Annotated in this window: 15 protein-coding genes and 1 pseudogene; 10 read left to right on the top strand and 6 right to left on the bottom strand. The window is 41.5% G+C overall.

The genetic code is table 11. From position 1 onward, the window contains the following. Positions 1-103: 103 nt before the first annotated feature. Together AC623_RS17985 and AC623_RS17980 are read left to right on the top strand one after the other, a co-directional pair. Positions 104-772: a response regulator transcription factor gene (locus AC623_RS17985; protein ID WP_049665080.1), complete on the top strand. Its 669-nt coding sequence runs from the start codon at positions 104-106 to the stop codon at positions 770-772. Next, the gene (locus tag AC623_RS17980; RefSeq protein WP_049665077.1) at positions 772-1,764 is read left to right on the top strand and encodes a sensor histidine kinase; all 993 of its coding nucleotides are present in this window, start codon (positions 772-774) and stop codon (positions 1,762-1,764) included. The genes AC623_RS17985 and AC623_RS17980 overlap by 1 nt, the downstream gene beginning before the upstream one ends. Positions 1,765-1,813: 49 nt before the next feature. On the opposite strand, the gene AC623_RS17975 is transcribed toward AC623_RS17980, so the two are convergent. Beyond that, a complete protein-coding gene (locus AC623_RS17975; RefSeq protein WP_231603662.1) occupies positions 1,814-3,544 on the bottom strand; it encodes an amidohydrolase in 1,731 nt (576 codons plus the stop codon). A gap of 347 nt (positions 3,545-3,891) precedes the next feature. Here AC623_RS17975 and AC623_RS17970 point away from each other — a divergent pair, with 347 nt between their 5' ends. From AC623_RS17970 to AC623_RS17945, 7 genes and pseudogenes are all read left to right on the top strand, one after another. Continuing rightward, the gene (locus AC623_RS17970; protein ID WP_049665075.1) at positions 3,892-4,305 is read left to right on the top strand and encodes a hypothetical protein; all 414 of its coding nucleotides are present in this window, start codon (positions 3,892-3,894) and stop codon (positions 4,303-4,305) included. 89 nt (positions 4,306-4,394) lie between these two features. Then, the gene (locus AC623_RS17965) at positions 4,395-4,865 is read left to right on the top strand and encodes a hypothetical protein (protein ID WP_049665070.1); all 471 of its coding nucleotides are present in this window, start codon (positions 4,395-4,397) and stop codon (positions 4,863-4,865) included. A 689-nt stretch (positions 4,866-5,554) separates the two neighbouring features. Beyond that, the gene (locus AC623_RS17960) at positions 5,555-6,502 is read left to right on the top strand and encodes a lysozyme inhibitor LprI family protein (RefSeq protein ID WP_049665067.1); all 948 of its coding nucleotides are present in this window, start codon (positions 5,555-5,557) and stop codon (positions 6,500-6,502) included. A gap of 228 nt (positions 6,503-6,730) precedes the next feature. Beyond that, positions 6,731-7,795, top strand: a pseudogene (locus AC623_RS22430) (cache domain-containing protein); the annotation flags it as partial. After that, positions 7,790-8,737 (top strand): methyl-accepting chemotaxis protein, encoded by a 948-nt coding sequence (locus AC623_RS22425; protein ID WP_442853580.1) that lies wholly within the window; start codon positions 7,790-7,792, stop codon positions 8,735-8,737. The pseudogene AC623_RS22430 and the gene AC623_RS22425, both read left to right, overlap by 6 nt. Before the next feature lie 178 nt (positions 8,738-8,915). Continuing rightward, a complete protein-coding gene (locus tag AC623_RS17950; protein ID WP_049665062.1) occupies positions 8,916-10,160 on the top strand; it encodes a polysaccharide deacetylase family protein in 1,245 nt (414 codons plus the stop codon). A 117-nt stretch (positions 10,161-10,277) separates the two neighbouring features. Continuing rightward, positions 10,278-11,459 carry a M14 family metallopeptidase gene (locus AC623_RS17945; RefSeq protein ID WP_049665061.1) on the top strand — a complete coding sequence of 394 codons (1,182 nt, stop codon included), beginning with the start codon at positions 10,278-10,280 and terminating at the stop codon, positions 11,457-11,459. A gap of 219 nt (positions 11,460-11,678) precedes the next feature. On the opposite strand, the gene AC623_RS17940 is transcribed toward AC623_RS17945, so the two are convergent. Beyond that, a complete protein-coding gene (locus AC623_RS17940) occupies positions 11,679-11,894 on the bottom strand; it encodes a hypothetical protein (RefSeq protein ID WP_231603547.1) in 216 nt (71 codons plus the stop codon). Between the two features lie 175 nt (positions 11,895-12,069). On the opposite strand from AC623_RS17940, the gene AC623_RS17935 reads away from it, so the two are divergent. After that, a complete protein-coding gene (locus AC623_RS17935; protein WP_049665059.1) occupies positions 12,070-12,444 on the top strand; it encodes a cytochrome-c oxidase in 375 nt (124 codons plus the stop codon). A gap of 86 nt (positions 12,445-12,530) precedes the next feature. On the opposite strand, the gene AC623_RS17930 is transcribed toward AC623_RS17935, so the two are convergent. The 4 genes from AC623_RS17930 to AC623_RS17915 all read right to left on the bottom strand — a co-directional run bounded on the left by AC623_RS17930 (position 12,531) and on the right by AC623_RS17915 (position 16,288). Next, positions 12,531-12,992, bottom strand: a complete 462-nt coding sequence (locus tag AC623_RS17930) for a low molecular weight protein-tyrosine-phosphatase (RefSeq protein WP_049665058.1) — start codon at positions 12,990-12,992, stop codon at positions 12,531-12,533. A gap of 163 nt (positions 12,993-13,155) precedes the next feature. Then, positions 13,156-13,629 carry a competence protein ComK gene (locus AC623_RS17925; RefSeq protein WP_197090988.1) on the bottom strand — a complete coding sequence of 158 codons (474 nt, stop codon included), beginning with the start codon at positions 13,627-13,629 and terminating at the stop codon, positions 13,156-13,158. 148 nt (positions 13,630-13,777) lie between these two features. Next, entirely contained in the window at positions 13,778-15,208 is a 1,431-nt protein-coding gene (locus AC623_RS17920) for an S-layer homology domain-containing protein (protein ID WP_049665055.1), read from the bottom strand. 546 nt (positions 15,209-15,754) lie between these two features. After that, entirely contained in the window at positions 15,755-16,288 is a 534-nt protein-coding gene (locus AC623_RS17915) for a shikimate kinase (protein ID WP_049666779.1), read from the bottom strand. Positions 16,289-16,978 lie beyond the last annotated feature (690 nt).

Below are 16,978 nucleotides of genomic sequence, written 5' to 3'. Positions count from 1 at the left end.
GAGACTTTTTCAAGCAGACCCCTGAAATGGATAAATTCAGGGGTCCTTTTAGCTCTTCTTCTTGTATAATAATTCATTATGTAGGACAAAGGGTGGGGGATTAATGTCTAATACAATATATTTAGTGGAAGATAATGAAGATTTAAACTCAATTCTGAAGACTTATTTAGAGAGGGAAGGCTATCTAGTCGAAGGTTTTTTAGATGGAATGTCCGTGCATACTAAACTTCATTCGCCGCCGGATTTGTGGATTTTAGATATTATGCTGCCAGATACGACCGGCTATACGTTATTTAAAGAAATTAAAAAGGTTCATCCGCACGTCCCTATTATATTCATTTCTGCTAAAAATGAGGAAATTGACCGGGTAGTAGGCTTAGAACTCGGATGTGATGATTATATATCGAAGCCATTTTTGCCAAGGGAGTTGGTGATCAAAACCAATAAATTAATCGAGTTAACCTATGGTTCGAAGCATACTCATCATAAGGTGATTAAAATGAACGATTATGTTATTAATCGTGAGAATTACACCGTTTCTTACGATGGCGTTTCATTATCTTTATCCAGCAAGGAATTTGAATTGTTATTATTCTTTATTGATCACGCCAACCAAGTTTTTTCAAGGGAACAAATTCTCGATCGCCTGTGGGATAAGAATTACTTTGGCTCAGATCGTGTAGTGGATGATACCGTTCGCCGTTTGCGTAAAAAAATACAGAACATTCCTATAGAAACGGTCTACGGCTATGGATACCGGTTAGTAAAATAATGAAAGATAAACCGTTTGGATTGCAAATTTGGGTTACGATGACAGGCTTTCTTGTGTTCATTACCATTATTATTACTCTTGTACTCGTTAACTATCTATCTATCGACTTGCTGGGGAACTTAATTAGGTTTCTTGTGATTTTGTCTATCGTCAATATTTGCATCGCCAAAATTATCTCGAATAAAATAACAGAGCCCTTACGTTATTTAGAAAAAAGAGTGAAGAAAATCGCCAATAAAGAATGGGGAGAACCCATCGCGCTGGACAGGGGAGATGAGTTTGGCAAATTGGCGGCCTCTATTAACATGATGCAAGAATCGTTAAAAAAAATGGAAGTAGAAGAAGAGATTTTTTTGCAAAGCGTTTCCCACGATTTGAAAACACCCATCATGGTCATCAGAAGCTATGCCCAGGCGCTGCAGGATAAGGTCTATCTCCACAATTCTTTTGAAGGGACGGTTTCAGTGATTATAAAAGAAGCCGCAAATTTAGAAAGTAAAGTAGAAAAGCTATTATATTTAAATAGCCTGGACTATATTTTTCTTAAAAAAAATGAATTTAAAAAAATCAATCTAAATCATATGTTAGAGAGCTTAAACGTAAGGTTTTCGCTAAATCAACAGCGCATAAAGATCGAAATGGAATGGCTGGACATCGAGTTTTGGGGAAATGAAGAGGAACTCATGGTCGCTTTTGAAAATATACTTGAAAACAATGTAAGGTATGCGGCAACGACGATTTGGATCGCAGCCCATACCGTAAAATATGAAGGGATGGATTGTATAAAGATATCCTTCAAAAATGACGGGCCGCCGATTGAAGACAACACACTGGAACAGTTATTTAATCACTTTCACAAAGGGAAAAGCGGAAAGTTTGGTCTGGGCTTATTTATCACAAAGAAAATTATTGATTTTCACAACGGGGACATTCAGGTGAAAAACACAGATTCAGGTGTGACCTTTAACGTGTTTATTCCGTTGCAGTACTAAAAGGGTCAGTCCCCACCGCTTGAACGCGGTGGGGGACTGACCCTTTGTTTTATTTCTTATACACCGTCTTACCGTTAACCACCGTTTCCAGGATCGGAATGTCTTTGATCTTCATCGGTTTCACGGTTAATGGATTGTCGCCTAAGATGACAAAGTCGGCGTATTTGCCGGTTTCAATAGAGCCTTTGATGTTCTCGTCGAAGTTTTGCCAGGCGGCGTCAATAGTGACGGCGCGCAGGGCTTCCATGCGGGTGACGCGCTGTTCAGGTCCGATAACTTCGCCGCTTCTAGATGTGCGGTTGACGGCGGACCAGACGGCTTGGAGCGGGCTCATCGGCGTAACGGGTGTGTCTAGGTGGATGCTGAAGCGGATGCCTCGTTTCACCGCTGATTTCAGTGGACTCATGCGTGCTGCTCTTTCAGGACCCATAAAGGTTTCCCAATGCTGGTCTCCCCAGAAGAAGGTATGTGAGACATAGAAGGAAGGGGTAATGCCGAGCTTCGCCATTTCGTCGAGCTGGTCTTCTCTTGCCATTTGAGCGTGCTCAATGCGGTGACGCGCATCTTTTCGCGGGAAGGCTTCCTGTGCTTTACGGAAAGCGTAGAGAATGTCGTCAATGGCGGCATCTCCGTTTCCGTGAATGGCAATTTGATAGCCGTTTTTATGCAGCTCGATCACGCGTTCGGTTAATTTTTCGCGGCTTTGAAGCGGGTGTCCCCGGTATTCTGGATCGTCTCCCGGCGGTATGTGGTATGGTTTGCTTAAATAACCGGTGTACCCTTGAATCGATCCGTCCTGCCACATTTTTACGGCACCAAGCTTCAGCATGTCATTGCCAAAACCGGTCACAAAGCCGCCCAGTTCACCTGGGGAAGGAGAGAGATCACCGAGCCCGCCGCTGCCCATCGTCGTGATTCTAAGCGGCAGTAGGCCTTCTTTTGAATACTTTTGCAGATTCATGACGCTTGTTTTGCTGCCGGCAGCGATAATAGAAGTGGTGACACCGGCTGCTGTATATTGTTTGACGGCTTCTTTTAAAGCAACCAGTTCTTTTTCTGGTGAAGCGGCCGGCACATACTTGCTTACTAACGCCATGGCGCTTTCTTCTAATACGCCAGTCGGCTCCCCTGTTGCACGGTCTCTTTGGATCGTGCCGCCTTCAGGATTAGGGGTATCCTTCGTGATGCCGGCGAGCTTCAAGGCGGCACTGTTCGCGACAGCAAGATGCCCGGACGTGTGAGTAATGAAAATCGGGTGTTCGTCGGAGGCCTGGTCAAGATCGGCACGGGTCGGGTGGCGTTTTTCCGCTAAGAGTGTCTGATCATAGCCTCGCCCTTGAATCCAGGCGCCCGCGACTGTTTCTTCTGCCCGTTCTTTTAACGCCGAGACAAGGTCAGCGATTTTTTGAATCTTTCCGACCGGCGGGCTGTTTAAGTTCACATAGACAACGCCTTCCAAACCGGAGCTTGGGAAGTGGCTATGAGCATCAATTAATCCCGGCATCATGACCTTTCCTTTTAAGTCGACTGTTTTCGTCTGACGGCCGGCCAGCTGACGGATGTCTTTGCTTTTCCCCACAGCAATAATTTTGCCACCTTTCACTGCTACTGCTTCTGCAGAAGGAGAGTTGTCATCCATCGTAATGACAGTCCCATTCGTATAGACTGTATCAGGCGCCAAAGGATCTAGCTTCTTCGGAAGCGTGCCAGAAGAAGAAAAACCCATACACATAGCTGCAACTAGAGCGAGTGCCATCATTTTTTTACCGCTTGCTTGCATGCTTTTCAATAAAATTCTCCTCTCTTTGTTCATAGTCAGGTGCTTGGCGGACAAATCTTTTTGCGAATGCTTCTCTTCATGAATCGCCTCCCGATTTTTCCTGTAAAATAGGGTGATCCGGATGTACGTACCAGTAGCAGCACACTCCCTGCACAGTTACTTATACAAGCTATTTATTATAATGGCTCTTTGATGTAAGAAAGTAAATGGTATAATTATCATAATATTTAGACAATTATTTAAGCCAACTCATTGCTTCAGTGCGGTGAAAGACGATTCCCATTAAATTATGATAGAATCTTGAGGAAAGAAAAATTATTATACACCGAGACAGAGGAGGAGTACAGGTGAAGCTGTTAAAGGTGCTTTTTGTTACGGTGATCATCCTAGCGTTATTAGCAGTTGGGGCTTTTTATGTGGGAACGAAGATTGTGTCGGATAAAGTGATGGAGCAAGTCTCAAATCAGTTAGAGAATAGCGGCCAGATGGACCAAATTAAGGAAAAGGTAAAGAATGATCCAGAGCTGCAGAAGTTTATTGCCGAAGGAGCCAAGGTGGATAGTAAGACGCTGCCTTTTCAAACAAAAGAAGAAGCGACGCGGCAATTAGTGAAAAAATTTAACGTATCAGAGCTGCGAGACATGCAGGCTGATTTGCAACAAGGGAATAAGCAGGAAGTGTTGAATAAATTAGAAGGAAAATTAACAGACAAAGAATTGCTCGCTTTGAAGGTGCTGGCTTATAAAGAGTTAAATAAATAGAGGGAGACTGACCCTTCAACCGTTGTTCTTGTCGGCTGCCTGTCTGAATACCTTCAAGTAAACAGCCTTTTTCAAGGGGTGGTTCTTTGTTGAGAAAACGGCGCAGACGGAGGAATGTGGTGTTCACACTGTTCCTCCTTCTCTTTTGTATAGGGGCAGGCTGGCTTTTTGTAAGAGGGCTTTTCACATCGCCGAGCGAGCAGGCACAGAAAGTGGTAGATGATTTTTATCGATATGAGCAGGAGGGGAATTTCTCGAAGTCGTGGGAGATGTTCCATCCGTTTATAAAAGAAAAGTTTACAAAAGGGCACTATGTACAAGAACGGGCACAGGTGTTTATAAACCATTTTGGTGTAGAGTCTTTTTCTTATACGCTCGGTGAACCGGAGGAGCTGGAGAAGTGGCGGGTATCTGCTGACGGACCGGAGCTTAGTTTTGTGTATAAAGTGCCGGTTGTGCAGGTGTACAAGGGGAAATACGGGAACTTTTCATTGCACCAGGACGTTTTTGTCGTACAGGAAAAGGAAAACTGGTTCATTTTGTGGGACTACAATCAATAATTGCTTATGAAAGCGGGAAGGGTTGCAGCCCGCTGGTTGCAAGGAAAGAGTTTCAGGTGAAATCTATAGCAGTGATCATTTATTCTTTTTTCCCAAGCGTACGAGGAGCCATCGCTCGTTCCGATGATGCAAAAAATGCTTCCGGGTGAGCGGTTCGCAGATGTGTTATCGCAATTTAAAGTGACGTATTGGGGAAAAGAGATATCGGTTGAGACGAAAGGCTAGTATTACTTTCTTGAATTTTTTATCCGCAAGTTTGTGCATTTGCTTCTATTTGGCCTGCTGGCGGCGGCGTTCCGCGTATATTTATTTGTGGAAGTCGGACCGTTTCTTCAGAGGCATTCTTGTCGCCCTTATCGGTACGGATATCTATGCGGCTTTTGATGAATGACACCAGCTGCAAGCAGACGGCCGGACACCGCTCGTAAATGATGTGTTTTTAGATCTTGCTGGCGGGATCATTGTGCTCCTGCTGTACATGCCGTTTTACTGGCGGGGAAGGATTACCTGGAGAAAAAAGAATAGCGATAAAAACCTGTGATAGGGTGGGAGTTTTTTCGCCCTATCACAGGTTTTTTGTGTTAGGTCTTCTAAGAGATAGGGGTGTCAAATTTAATAGGAAACTATATACTCATTTAGAAGATTATGATACTTTATACTTACTAACCATGATACTTCAGGAGGGACTTATGAAGAGGGCAGCAAGAGTTGTAGTCGCGGCGATTTTGTTAGCTGGATGCAATAATGGGACGTATGAGAAGGCGATGGAGCAAGGAAAGCTGGCGTTGGCGAATGGAGAATTTGACAAGGCGCAGGCATCGTTTGAATTGGCGCTGGATGAAAAGCCGAAGGATGAGAAGGCAAAAGGTCTTTATGAAGATTTGACAGCTTATCATGAGGTAGAAAAAGCGATCGAGGAGGCTAAATGGGAAGACGCATTGACGAAAGCGAACCATTTGCTTCAGGAAGACCATTTAGCGGATAGTCTAAAGAAAGAATTAGAAGAGTACGTAAAAACAGCTGAGAGCCATGATGAGGAATCTAGTGAAGTAGCCAAAAAGCTAGAAGAAATTAAGAGTTCGATCGGACAAGGGAACTACAGCGATGCACAGACATCCATCAATGAGCTCAAGCAAAATGAAGAGACAGCAACGGCGTTGTCCGGTTTTTCCGACGAAGTGAAGAGCATTGAGGAATCGATCAATGAGCGGCTGCAGAAGCAAAAAGCCGCAGAGGCTTTAGAAGAGAAGGAAAGAGCACGCGCCGAAGCAGCTGTCAGCAAGAAAGAGGAGTATTTGCAGAAGCTGTACAACATAGAGGCAGGTATGTCTGACTTAACGTATATTTACGAACACGGCACGACAGTGGAAATGAGAGAAGCTGAAGCGGCCGCATACAAAAAGTGGGATGACGCCCTGAATGACATTTACAGTGTACTGAAAACGCAGCTTTCCTCTAGTGAAATGACGAATTTGCGGGGCAAGCAGCGCGAGTGGATTAAATACAGAGATCGTACAGCTAAAGCAGAATCAGCCACATATGAAGGAGGATCATTTGCCTCTGTCCAATACGTTAGCACTCAAGCACGGCTGACAAGAGAAAGATGCTACGAGCTTGTTAACATTTATATGAGATAACGGATTGATAGGAGAAGGAGCGATTCGCTAGGTGGATCGCTCTTTTTAATAGGGTGATATCAAGAAAGAATGATGATTTATCCAGAGTTGTCTCGCTTTTATCTGGAAACAAGGTCAGGATATCCAGAATGGCGGCATGTTTATCAGGAAATCTTCCGTTTAAAAAAGGCTAAACAAAAGGCTGGGTGTGACGAAATAACTATAAAGGGGTTTTATAGGGGGTAATATATGTTCAAGTCCATAAAGACAAAAATCATTAGTACCATCTTGGTGATATTTGGTCTAGTTGTTGCTGTAATGATGATTGTAAGCGGCTTACAGATTAAGCAGAAGACAGAGGAAAATGTTGTCGCTCAAACGAAAATTATGATAGACGAAATGAGCTCTTCTTTTCAGCTGTTTCTTGGCCAGTATGAGAGAGGCCTGAACCAAATGGCCGATTCGGCAACGGTGAAGCGGTTTACTGATCTTAATAGTGTCACCGATCCAGTGCAGAAACAGCAGCTGGCAAAAGAATTTGACCAAGATTTTAAAAAGTATACGGATACTTATCAAGAGGCTTCATACATTTATATTGGATATCCAGATAAGAGCATCAAAACATATCCATTTCTTAAAGTGGCAGATGACTACGATGCTACTGCCAGACCGTGGTATCAGGCATCGGTGAAAGAGCCTGACAAAGTCCAGTGGTCAAAGCCATATGTGGATGCCTTTACAGGGGAGTATGTGATCACTGCTTCAAAAGCGATTACGAAGAATGGAAAAGCTGCCGGGGTGCTGGGAGTAGATATTATCTTAAAAACACTCTCGGAAAGCATGCAGGAAAAGAACCTCGGATTCAAGGGCTTTCCATACGTACTTGATGCAGACGGAACAGCGATTGTATATCCAGACAAACAAGGGGAGGATTTGACCGATTATCCGTTTGTCGCCGATATGTATAAAGCAAACGAGTCAGAAGGCGTCTCCCGTTATACAATGAATAACACAAAAAAAGTAAGCGTTTACACGACGGTTCCGAATTTAGGCTGGAAAATCGGGGCGATTTATCCTGAGAAAGAAATTTATAAAGTAGCATCAGAATTGAGAAATCTGCTAATCTGGCTTTCTGTGGCAGGGGGACTTATTGCTTTTGTGATCTTATTCTTTATGATTAGTAGAATTATTAAGCCGCTCCACCATTTGAAAGCTGTAATGGATCAAACGGCTGCAGGAGATCTTACGGTGCGGGCAGAAGCTGCTTCAAAAGATGAAATTGGCGAGCTGTCTCATGATTTTAACTCGATGATTGAAAAGATGCGCGGGCTCATTGCCGTTATTAGTGCCTCTGTGTCAGAGGTTCGCCAATCGGCTGAAAGCTTGAATGCCACTTCAGAAGAAACGAATGCGGTTAGTGAGCAAGTAGCGGCAGCGATTAGTGAAATCGCAAGCGGCGCTTCACAATCAGCCGGTAATGCGGAAACCGCCAGTGAAAATTCTGGACGTCTTGGCAGGCAAATCAGCAAAATCAATAAAAAAGCGAGTGGTATGACGGCGATTGCTGAGCGGACAGATAAAATTAATGAAAATGGACGACAGCAAATACAGCAGCTGCAGAATTCGTTTGATAACTGGAAAGATAATTTACAAGTCATGGCGGGTGTTATTGATCAGCTAGATGAGAAAGTTAAAGCCATTGGGGGCGTCATGGAGACGATCACGCAGATTTCTAATCAGACGAATTTGTTAGCTTTAAATGCGAGCATTGAAGCGGCAAGAGCTGGTGAACATGGAAAAGGCTTTGCGGTTGTAGCCGAAGAAGTCCGAAAGCTTGCGGAACAATCGGCACAGTCAACGGAAAAAGTAAAGGCCACAGTAGAAGAGCTGCAAGCGGGTGCCCGACAAGTTTCCGGCCAAATGCAAGAGACGAGAGAAACCTTCCAGCACCAGGAAGCAGTTGTCCATAATACGGGCACAGCCTTTGGAGAAATCGCAAAGCTGATGGAAGAAATGAAATACTCGATTGATGAAGTCTATAATGAAGTTCAGGAAGTAGCCAAACATAAAGAGGAAGTCGCAAGAACGATTCAAATCATGGCAGCGACCTCGGAAGAAACAGCGGCCTCCTGCGAGGAAGTCAGCGCTTCAACGGCAGAGCAGCTCCATGCGATTCAGGCGGTTGCGGAGTCAGCGGAACAGCTCACCAACTTGAGTAATGACCTGCAAAGTGCTACGAACCAATTTAAAGTTTAATTAGAAAGGCAAACATTTTGAGGGTCTACCAAGTAGACTCTTTTTTTACGATGATACTAATTTAAGAAATTAAGGAAGTAATTTCATTTTATTCTTTTTATTAGGGTAATGCTATGTTACTATGATATGGTTATTTGTTTGATAAAATATAACTATATTATAGGGAAGAGTGGGAATTTTGAGAGTCTTAAGTATCAGGATTATTCTGATTGCCAGTGTTTCTTTTATCTTGATAAATGGTTTTTTTATAGAAAGAGGACAAGCGGCTTCTTCATCAAAATGGATAACGGTAAGACAGCAGGTTACTGCCTATGACCAAGTAGATGGCCGGCCGCTCGTAGTAGGGACGCTTTTGCCAAATCAGTTTTATGAAGTGCTGCAAGAGGATTCGGACTATTACTATATCTCCTTTGGCAATGGAACAGTTTCTGTGAAGAAAAGCCCGGCGCTTTTAGTTGCTAAGAAAGTGCAGAAAAGCATGCCAACAAAGGCAGCCAGCGATAGCAATTTATCAATTATCACAAAGTCAGAGACTGTTGTTTATAATAAAATTGGTAAAGATCAAAAAGGAATCGCCGTTATTAAAGGCAATATTCGCTATCCCATCGTAAGAAAATTAGGGGATTGGTATATCATTACTATCGCTGGTCAAATTGGCTACATTCACAAGAATAAAGTGACAGAGGATTTAGGGATCCCTGTCTTAATGTACCACCATATGGTAGAGAAACCAGAGGAAACTCCGTTCTATAATAATTCAATGGTTATTAGAGTAGATGAATTTGAAAAGCAAATGAATTATTTAAAGCAAAATGGCTGGCGGACTATTTTACTAGAAGAATTAGAAGACTATTTGAATCACAAACAAAACTTGCCTGGAAAAGTGGCCGTTGTGACCTTTGATGATAATTATTTATCGACACAAAAATACGCTTACCCAATCTTAAAACAAAACCAACAAAAAGCTGTCGTATTTGTCATCGGGGGCAAGGTAAGAGGTTATGCTCAACCTTGGGATCCCATGACGCTACAGTATATGGGGCATAAAGAGATTAGTGAAACACAAGATGTTTTCAGCTTTCAGCATCATACACAGGGCATGCATTTAAGAGAAAGAGACACACAAGTGCCGTATCTAATTTCAAAAACGGCGGAAGAAATTGAAGCTGACTTACTGAGCGGAAGAGAATACATCGGACGCGCTCTTAAAGACCCGGCTTCCATTAAATATTTAGCCTATCCGTGGGGGCAATACGCTCCCCATACCATTGAGGCGGCCAAAGCAGCAGGTATTCATCTAGCCTTTACTACCGAAACTGGAAATGTAAAGCTTGGAGACGACCCGTACACACTAAAAAGGCAAGGGGTCAGCCCTGCGCATACAATGGATGACTTTATTAAAAAAATTGAAGGCACCTATTAAAACAGGGGTCAGTCCCCATCGCTTTAAAAGTGATAAGGGACTGACCCTTTATTCATAGCTTTGCTGTTGCGCACATAGGATAAGGGAAAAGGTCTTTGTAGGAGGTTGTGTGATAGGATGAAGATTCGTGTGCGAAAGGGGGATACACTCTGGCACTATAGCCAGTTGTTTCATATTCCTCTAGTGCTGATTGTCGATTCCAATCCTGATGTGAACCCCAACACCCTAAAGCCGGGGGAGATTATCGAGATTCCAGGTTTTACAGTGGCACTACAGAAGGTTGGAAAAGGAGATACGCTTTGGAAATTGGCAGCCGCCCGGAATATAAATGTGAACCTGTTATTGGTACTGAATCCTGATGTGGATCCTAATCAACTGCAGGTTGGACAAAAAGTGCAAATTCCAGAAAGGGTCACTACATTTATTGTAAATAGCAAGAAGCCTTATGATTTTCAGCAAATGAAAACCGATATTCATCAATTATTAAGCATTTATCCATTTATGAGAAGAAGAAAAGCTGGAACAAGTGTGCTTGGCTTGCCTCTCTATGATTTGCGGATTGGAAAAAGTGATCGTAAGGTACAGATGAACGCCTCTTTCCATGCGAATGAATGGATTACGACCCCTATATTAATGCGCTTTTTAAACGAGTACTTGCTGGCCTTAACAAACCAGCTTGTGATTAAAGGGGTGCCTGCTCTTCCTTTATATACAAACACGCAGCTCTCGGCTGTGCCTATGGTTGATCCCGATGGAGTGAATTTAGTGCTGAATGGTCCTCCTCTTGAAGTGGAAAAAGAAGTCATCGCTATTAATAAGGGCAGCCGTGACTTTTCTGGATGGAAAGCAAATATTCGCGGGGTAGACTTAAATAAGCAATTTCCGGCGAATTGGGAGTTCGAGGTGACGAGAAAGCCAAAAAGACCTTCTTCGCGAGATTTTCCAGGATACGCACCGCTGTCTGAACCAGAAACAAAAGCCATGGCCGATTTGGTGAAAAAAGAGAATTTTGACAGGCTGCTCGCCCTGCATACACAAGGAAAAGAATTTTATTGGGGGTATGAAGGGCTAGAGCCGCCAGAGTCTGAACAGCTTGCTAATCAATTTTCCCGGGTGAGCGGTTACAAAGCTGTTCGTTATGTAGACAGTCATTGCGGCTACAAAGATTGGTTTATTCAAGAATTTCGCAAGCCGGGGTTCACTATTGAACTTGGAGAAGGGCAAAACCCGCTTCCTTTATCTCAGTTTGATGAAATGTATGAAGCAGCCTCTCGTCTACTTGTTCACTCTTTAGTATAAAAAAGGATTAGCCCTCTCTATCACGAGTGGCTAGTCTTTTTTATTGAGAAATAGGACAAAAAGTAAAATCTATGTGCTCGCTTTTCATTATAATTTTCTTTACGTTTAGTAGGAAGCAGCTGATTTAAGAAGTAAAAAACTAGGCTCTCATCTATAACGGCTCCTAGTTTTCTTCAGTTGATTCTTTTTAGGATTAAAAATAATAGAGTTATGACAGATTTATCGCTTTTTTTGCTTGCGTTTTGTTAACTCAGCCGCTTTTTCCCCATCGCTGCCTAGCAAAAAGTAGGAAATCACCCCTGAAAAGATGGCAGCTCCTGCAGTAATGAGCCATCTAGTTTGCATATCAATCTCTGAATAATCTTTATTAAGCATCCACAAAGAAATCCAGCCTACAAGGATCATAATGGGAATGACAAAGGTAAACTTTTTCACTTTTTTCCGTCCTTTCCGTCAAATTTTTATTTATTCATTTACATAGTCTAGCACATGTTTCACATCTGTTACGTTTTCAAATGAAGCATAGAGAAGACAGGGGAAGAAATATTTTTCCGCTAAGGAATTTATCCTGAATTCAGACATAAAATGTAGTAAGAAGGGAGGAGTAACAATGGCTATTCGATTAATTAAGATTTCTGTAGTGTACTTTGCGATTGGCGTATTGCTAGGTTATTACATGTCCATCGTCCATTCTTATGAATTAACCGGAGTACATGTACACGTAAATCTTCTTGGCTGGACCGCTTTAATGCTTGCAGGTATCTTATATCATATTTTCCCCGCTCTGGCATACAACGGAATAGCAAAAGCACATTTCTGGCTCCATAATCTTGGTCTCCCCATTATGATGATCTCCTTATTCCTGCTTCTTTCTACCAAATCTTCTTCCTATACAGCGGGTGTTGCCATAGGAGCTACCTTAACTGTACTTGGCATTCTGCTCTTTGTCATTAATGTATTGAAAAATTTAAAATCAAGCAGATAAAAACGAATAAAGACAGCTATCGACTGCTTTAATGCAGCAAATAGCTGTCTTTATCGTGTAATAAGCTCCTAGAAGTCTTGAAAAAGTTATAATCGCTCATCTTTGATTTTCTCTGCTAGTTTTCGGCAGCCTTCTTCCAACAGGTCATATGTTTCCTGAAAGTCACCAGTGTAGTAAGGATCGGGGACGTCTTTTTGTTTGTCTGTCAGATCCAATAGGCGAACAATGACCGGATGCTCGGGACGCCCAAGAAGCTTATGGATATTTTGAATATTGCTTTCATCCATGCCAATAATGTAATCAAATTTCTCCATATCTTCTTTGACGAGCTGTCGGCCGGAAAGTCCTTTTGCATCAATATTATATTTCCTTAATATTTCCAGCGTCCCTTTATGAGGGGGAGAGCCGAGATGCCAGCCGCTTGTGCCTGCGGAATCGACAGCGATTTGGTCCTCTAGTCCTTGCTTTTTTACAAGATCTCTAAACAACGCTTCGGCCATTGGAGAACGGCAAATGTTCCCGAGACAAACAAACAATACGTTGATCATATAGAACAATCCTTTCTGCCATGATAATAAACAATAGTAACAGAATATAGTAAGGCTGTCATTTCAGCTTATTTATTTGGTTGTTTCTTGCTATGAGAGGCTATGGTATACCATAAAAGGGACAATCCTTCACAGCTGTAGAGCAGCAGGATTGCCCCTTTCGTCAGTTGGATAAATTACTTTCAAAATAATTCAAGCAATTGGCAGTGCGTTCTCTTTGACGGTTAAAGACATAAAATGAGCAGGAGAGAGTCAGCTGGACCCCGTTTTTGAAGGAGGCGATAAGTTGTCCGTCTTTCATTGTGCCCATATGAAGATGATATGGGAAGATCCATTTGCAGCCGTAATTGTCTGGTGATGTAGTTGGGAAGGCACAGATGCGCTCTTGGAGGCAAATCACTAGTGGTGTTTTTTTGCGGTATGGAAAGCGTTGGCGCACAGCTTTAATCCTTCCATCATAAGTGGAGATTCTCTCGATACAAGCTTCGTTTAATAAGGAGCGTACAGTTTGCTTTGAATAGTATGTACCGTTCTTGTCATAAATGATGGAGTTGTAATCTTGATGATACTCTTCTACTAACGCCATAGTGTCCGTTGTGATTTTGTAATTTTCAAGAATTTTCATGACCCATTGCATCCTCCTTTTCGTACTTTCCCCTACATTGTAGCAAATATAGTTATTTTTTACTATTAATATATGACTAATTAATGTAAAAATATCCTTTATTTTATTAAAAAAGCACATGATCCATTATAAAAACGGATAATGTGCTTTTCTTATTGTTTTATTTGTCGAAATGTCTCCACAAGTTCGAGTTTGCTGCAGACATACGACTAGGTAGGATATCTGTTAATTTAGAGAAATCTTCTTGGAAAATATAAAAACTTTTTGGAGAGTTCACAGTAACGATGGTTCCTTCAAAGGTAGAAAAGACCTCTACTTCATGCATTTCCAAGCGCTTTTTCACATCCTCAGTGGAATAGCTGTGTTCACTGTCAGTTGACAAAATGGCAATAAGCGGATTGACAGCCTTAATAAATGCCTCGGAAGTTGCTTCTTTTGTACCGTTCTTCGCCGTTTTTAAAATGTCTGCTTGGAGAGAAGGATTTGATAGCAGCTGCTTTTCTACAGATGTGCCTGCCTCGGAAGCCAATAAATAGCTAGTGTCTCCATAAGCAATGCGGATCAAAGCAGAGCCGTCATCTGCATTTTTTGCGTGGCTATCGGCATGAAGGACAGCTACGTCTGCCCGCTTATCAGGAGAGAGGTGCTGGCCCGTTTTCATCGTTTCACGGATGATTTTTTTCGTCTCTGCTGATTTAATGTATTGTTTATATTCTGCGTCTGTTCCTGGCAAACCTGAGTCAAGGATTTTTTCGACTTTCATATTATTGATCACATAGTCAGCACCGCCGATGTGATCCACGCCGGGGTGAGTAGCGACAAAAATATTAATTTGATCAATGTGGAGGGCAGCCAACTCCCGTTTGATGGCTGATTCGGAGGCACCTGCATCAATTAACATTGTTTTTTTATTGGGAAATTGAATTAAAGTCGCGTCTCCTTGTCCTACATTTAAGAAGCTGACGGAAAAGTCAGGAACTTCATTGCCCGGGATAAAAAAAGGATTGAGCGCACGTGCCATAAAGGCTGCAAACTGATCTCGCTTCAATACGAGATTTGGTCTGTACGTACTGTCTTCATAGCCAGAAGCAATGCCGGCAGCTATCAACTTTTTGATAGAAGCATAAGCCGCCATTTTAGCGTTCACATCGGAAAATGGAATCTCTTCTTCCTTCGTCAATTCAAATGCTTTAGCAAGCAAGATGGCCATTTGGCCGCGTGTTACAAACTCATTTGGCCGGAAGGTGCCGTCTGGGAATCCTGAAATAATCTTTTTTTCTGTCGCTGAGGCAATGTAGCCAGAGGCCGTGTTTGCAGGATTTACGTCTTTAAATGGCGTTTTTCTGTTTGCTCCGTCAAGATGCAGTGCCTTTCCAATCATAATAGCTGCAGCCGCACGGGTTACTTCCTGTCCTGGCTTGAATTTTCCATCTGCAAATCCACTAATGATGCCTTCATCTGCTAAAAAAAGAATTTCATTATAAAAACGATTATTTGTCGTTACATCACTAAACTGAGCCGCTTTAGCCAAAGGGATAAACAGGCTAAAACTCAAAATAAAAGTACAAAATACCATAAAAGTTTTTTTCAATTAAACAATTCTCCTTTCCTGATTACCGAACAATAGTAATAATAGTTTATTTTTACAATAAAAAACAGGGTTATTAGGAAAAAAGTTTCAGTTACTATTTTATTATATAAAATGGAAAGGAATAGAAAAGTGAATGATTTCTTTGATGCTTTTATCAACAGGTATTTTTTATTATGCTAAATCAATCTGAACAATCCGTGTATAAGTTATGTGAGTTGTTTATATGCTATGGGTGATGAGCATCAGATGAAAAGAAAGGGGGGAGATTTCATGAAACCAGAAGGACGAACGATTGAAAAGAGGGGCCTTTTCTGGATGGTGGGTTACATGGTGCTTGTAGGCATTATGGCAACTTATAGGGATCGATTAAGAGGATGACATTAAAAGAGGACGATACGAGTATCGTCCATAAGTTGTTGGTAAACACTCGAGCTTCAAAAGATAAGCATTCAATCAGTCCAAGAGTGTTTTTAATATATGTTTTAAAAATCGTACGAGTATTATTCATGGATAGAGCTAGTTTGTCGTCTCTCATTGTTTTTATGTTTATTTATGTAAATACCAAGTGAGTTTTAGCGAATCAATAATGGAGTCAGCTACCTCATCAGCCGTTTTTGAGTCGACAGTCACAGAAGAATGATTTACTGTGTAAGCGTCTTTTCTTTTGTCAAAAAGCTCTTTTATTTCATTTAAGTCTTTACCTTGAAGAACGGGACGGCTGTCAATTAACAGGTCTAGCCTTTCTTTCCAGTGTTCCCATGACATATCCAAATGAAAAACAATACAATTCTTTAGGCAAATCTCCCGTATTTCAGGCTGCATAAAGGCTCCGCCTCCGAGAGAAATCACTTTTAAAGGCTGTTTGCAGAATGAACGAACTGTTCGTTTTTCAATTTCCCGAAATGTTTTTTCTCCATGCACAGCAAAAATCTGATTGATGGACATGTTATATTCTTTTTCAATTTCCTCATCAATGTCGATAAATGTCCGATACAGTTTTTCAGCGACAAGAGAGCCAATCGTTGTTTTTCCAACACCCATAAAGCCTATGAATACAATACTTTTTTCTCTTTCTGACATTTGAACGTTATCCAAAATATACACTCTTTCTACCCGTTATTTTATTTTAGTATAGTATAGAAGCTGAATAGGGTAAATATTTTTTGAAATATTAAAAATTTAACAATGAAAAGAAGGAAAGAGGTCTTTACAGAAAAGTTGTAATTGAGAATATTGGGAACATATCATTTATGTTCTGGCCCTATATAATTATAGAAGAAGGCTGTGGAATAATAAAAAAATGACTAGAAATGAGAAGGCAGACCAAGTGTAAAGTGTCGTATGCTTTTGCCGCTGCTAATAGAATAAGAATAAAGTATTAATGAGCTCTACAGCCATTTTAATTTTTGACAGCGAAGTTTAAATTACAGTTAAAGTTATCGTAAAACCCCTCAAGTGGCTCATTAAATAAGCAGGGGATAACCTGCAATAAAGCGGGGAAAACTTTTGCGGAAAATGGAACTCAGGCTGTTCGGTTGACAGCTTGAATTATTTTAATAAAAGCGTTTTGAAAACGTAAAAGTTGTCATACAAAATAGATAGTATGAGAGCGGAAAAGATGATAGAATACAATGGCGGCATATTATTAAGTCAGAGTCAATATTTATAAAGGATTGACTCATTTTTGTGATATAATGGAAAAGGTGCACTTTATACATAGGCTCAGTTGTCGATATGTTTTGAGAAAACGATTAGAGAATATTAAAAAAT

It is taken from the genome of Bacillus sp. FJAT-27231, from assembly GCF_001183975.1.
In the GTDB taxonomy this organism is placed as follows: Bacteria; Bacillota; Bacilli; order Bacillales; family Domibacillaceae; genus Pseudobacillus; species Pseudobacillus wudalianchiensis.
The sequence above is the reverse complement of the archived record's forward strand: the minus strand, read 5'-3'. Positions and strand labels throughout refer to the sequence as shown.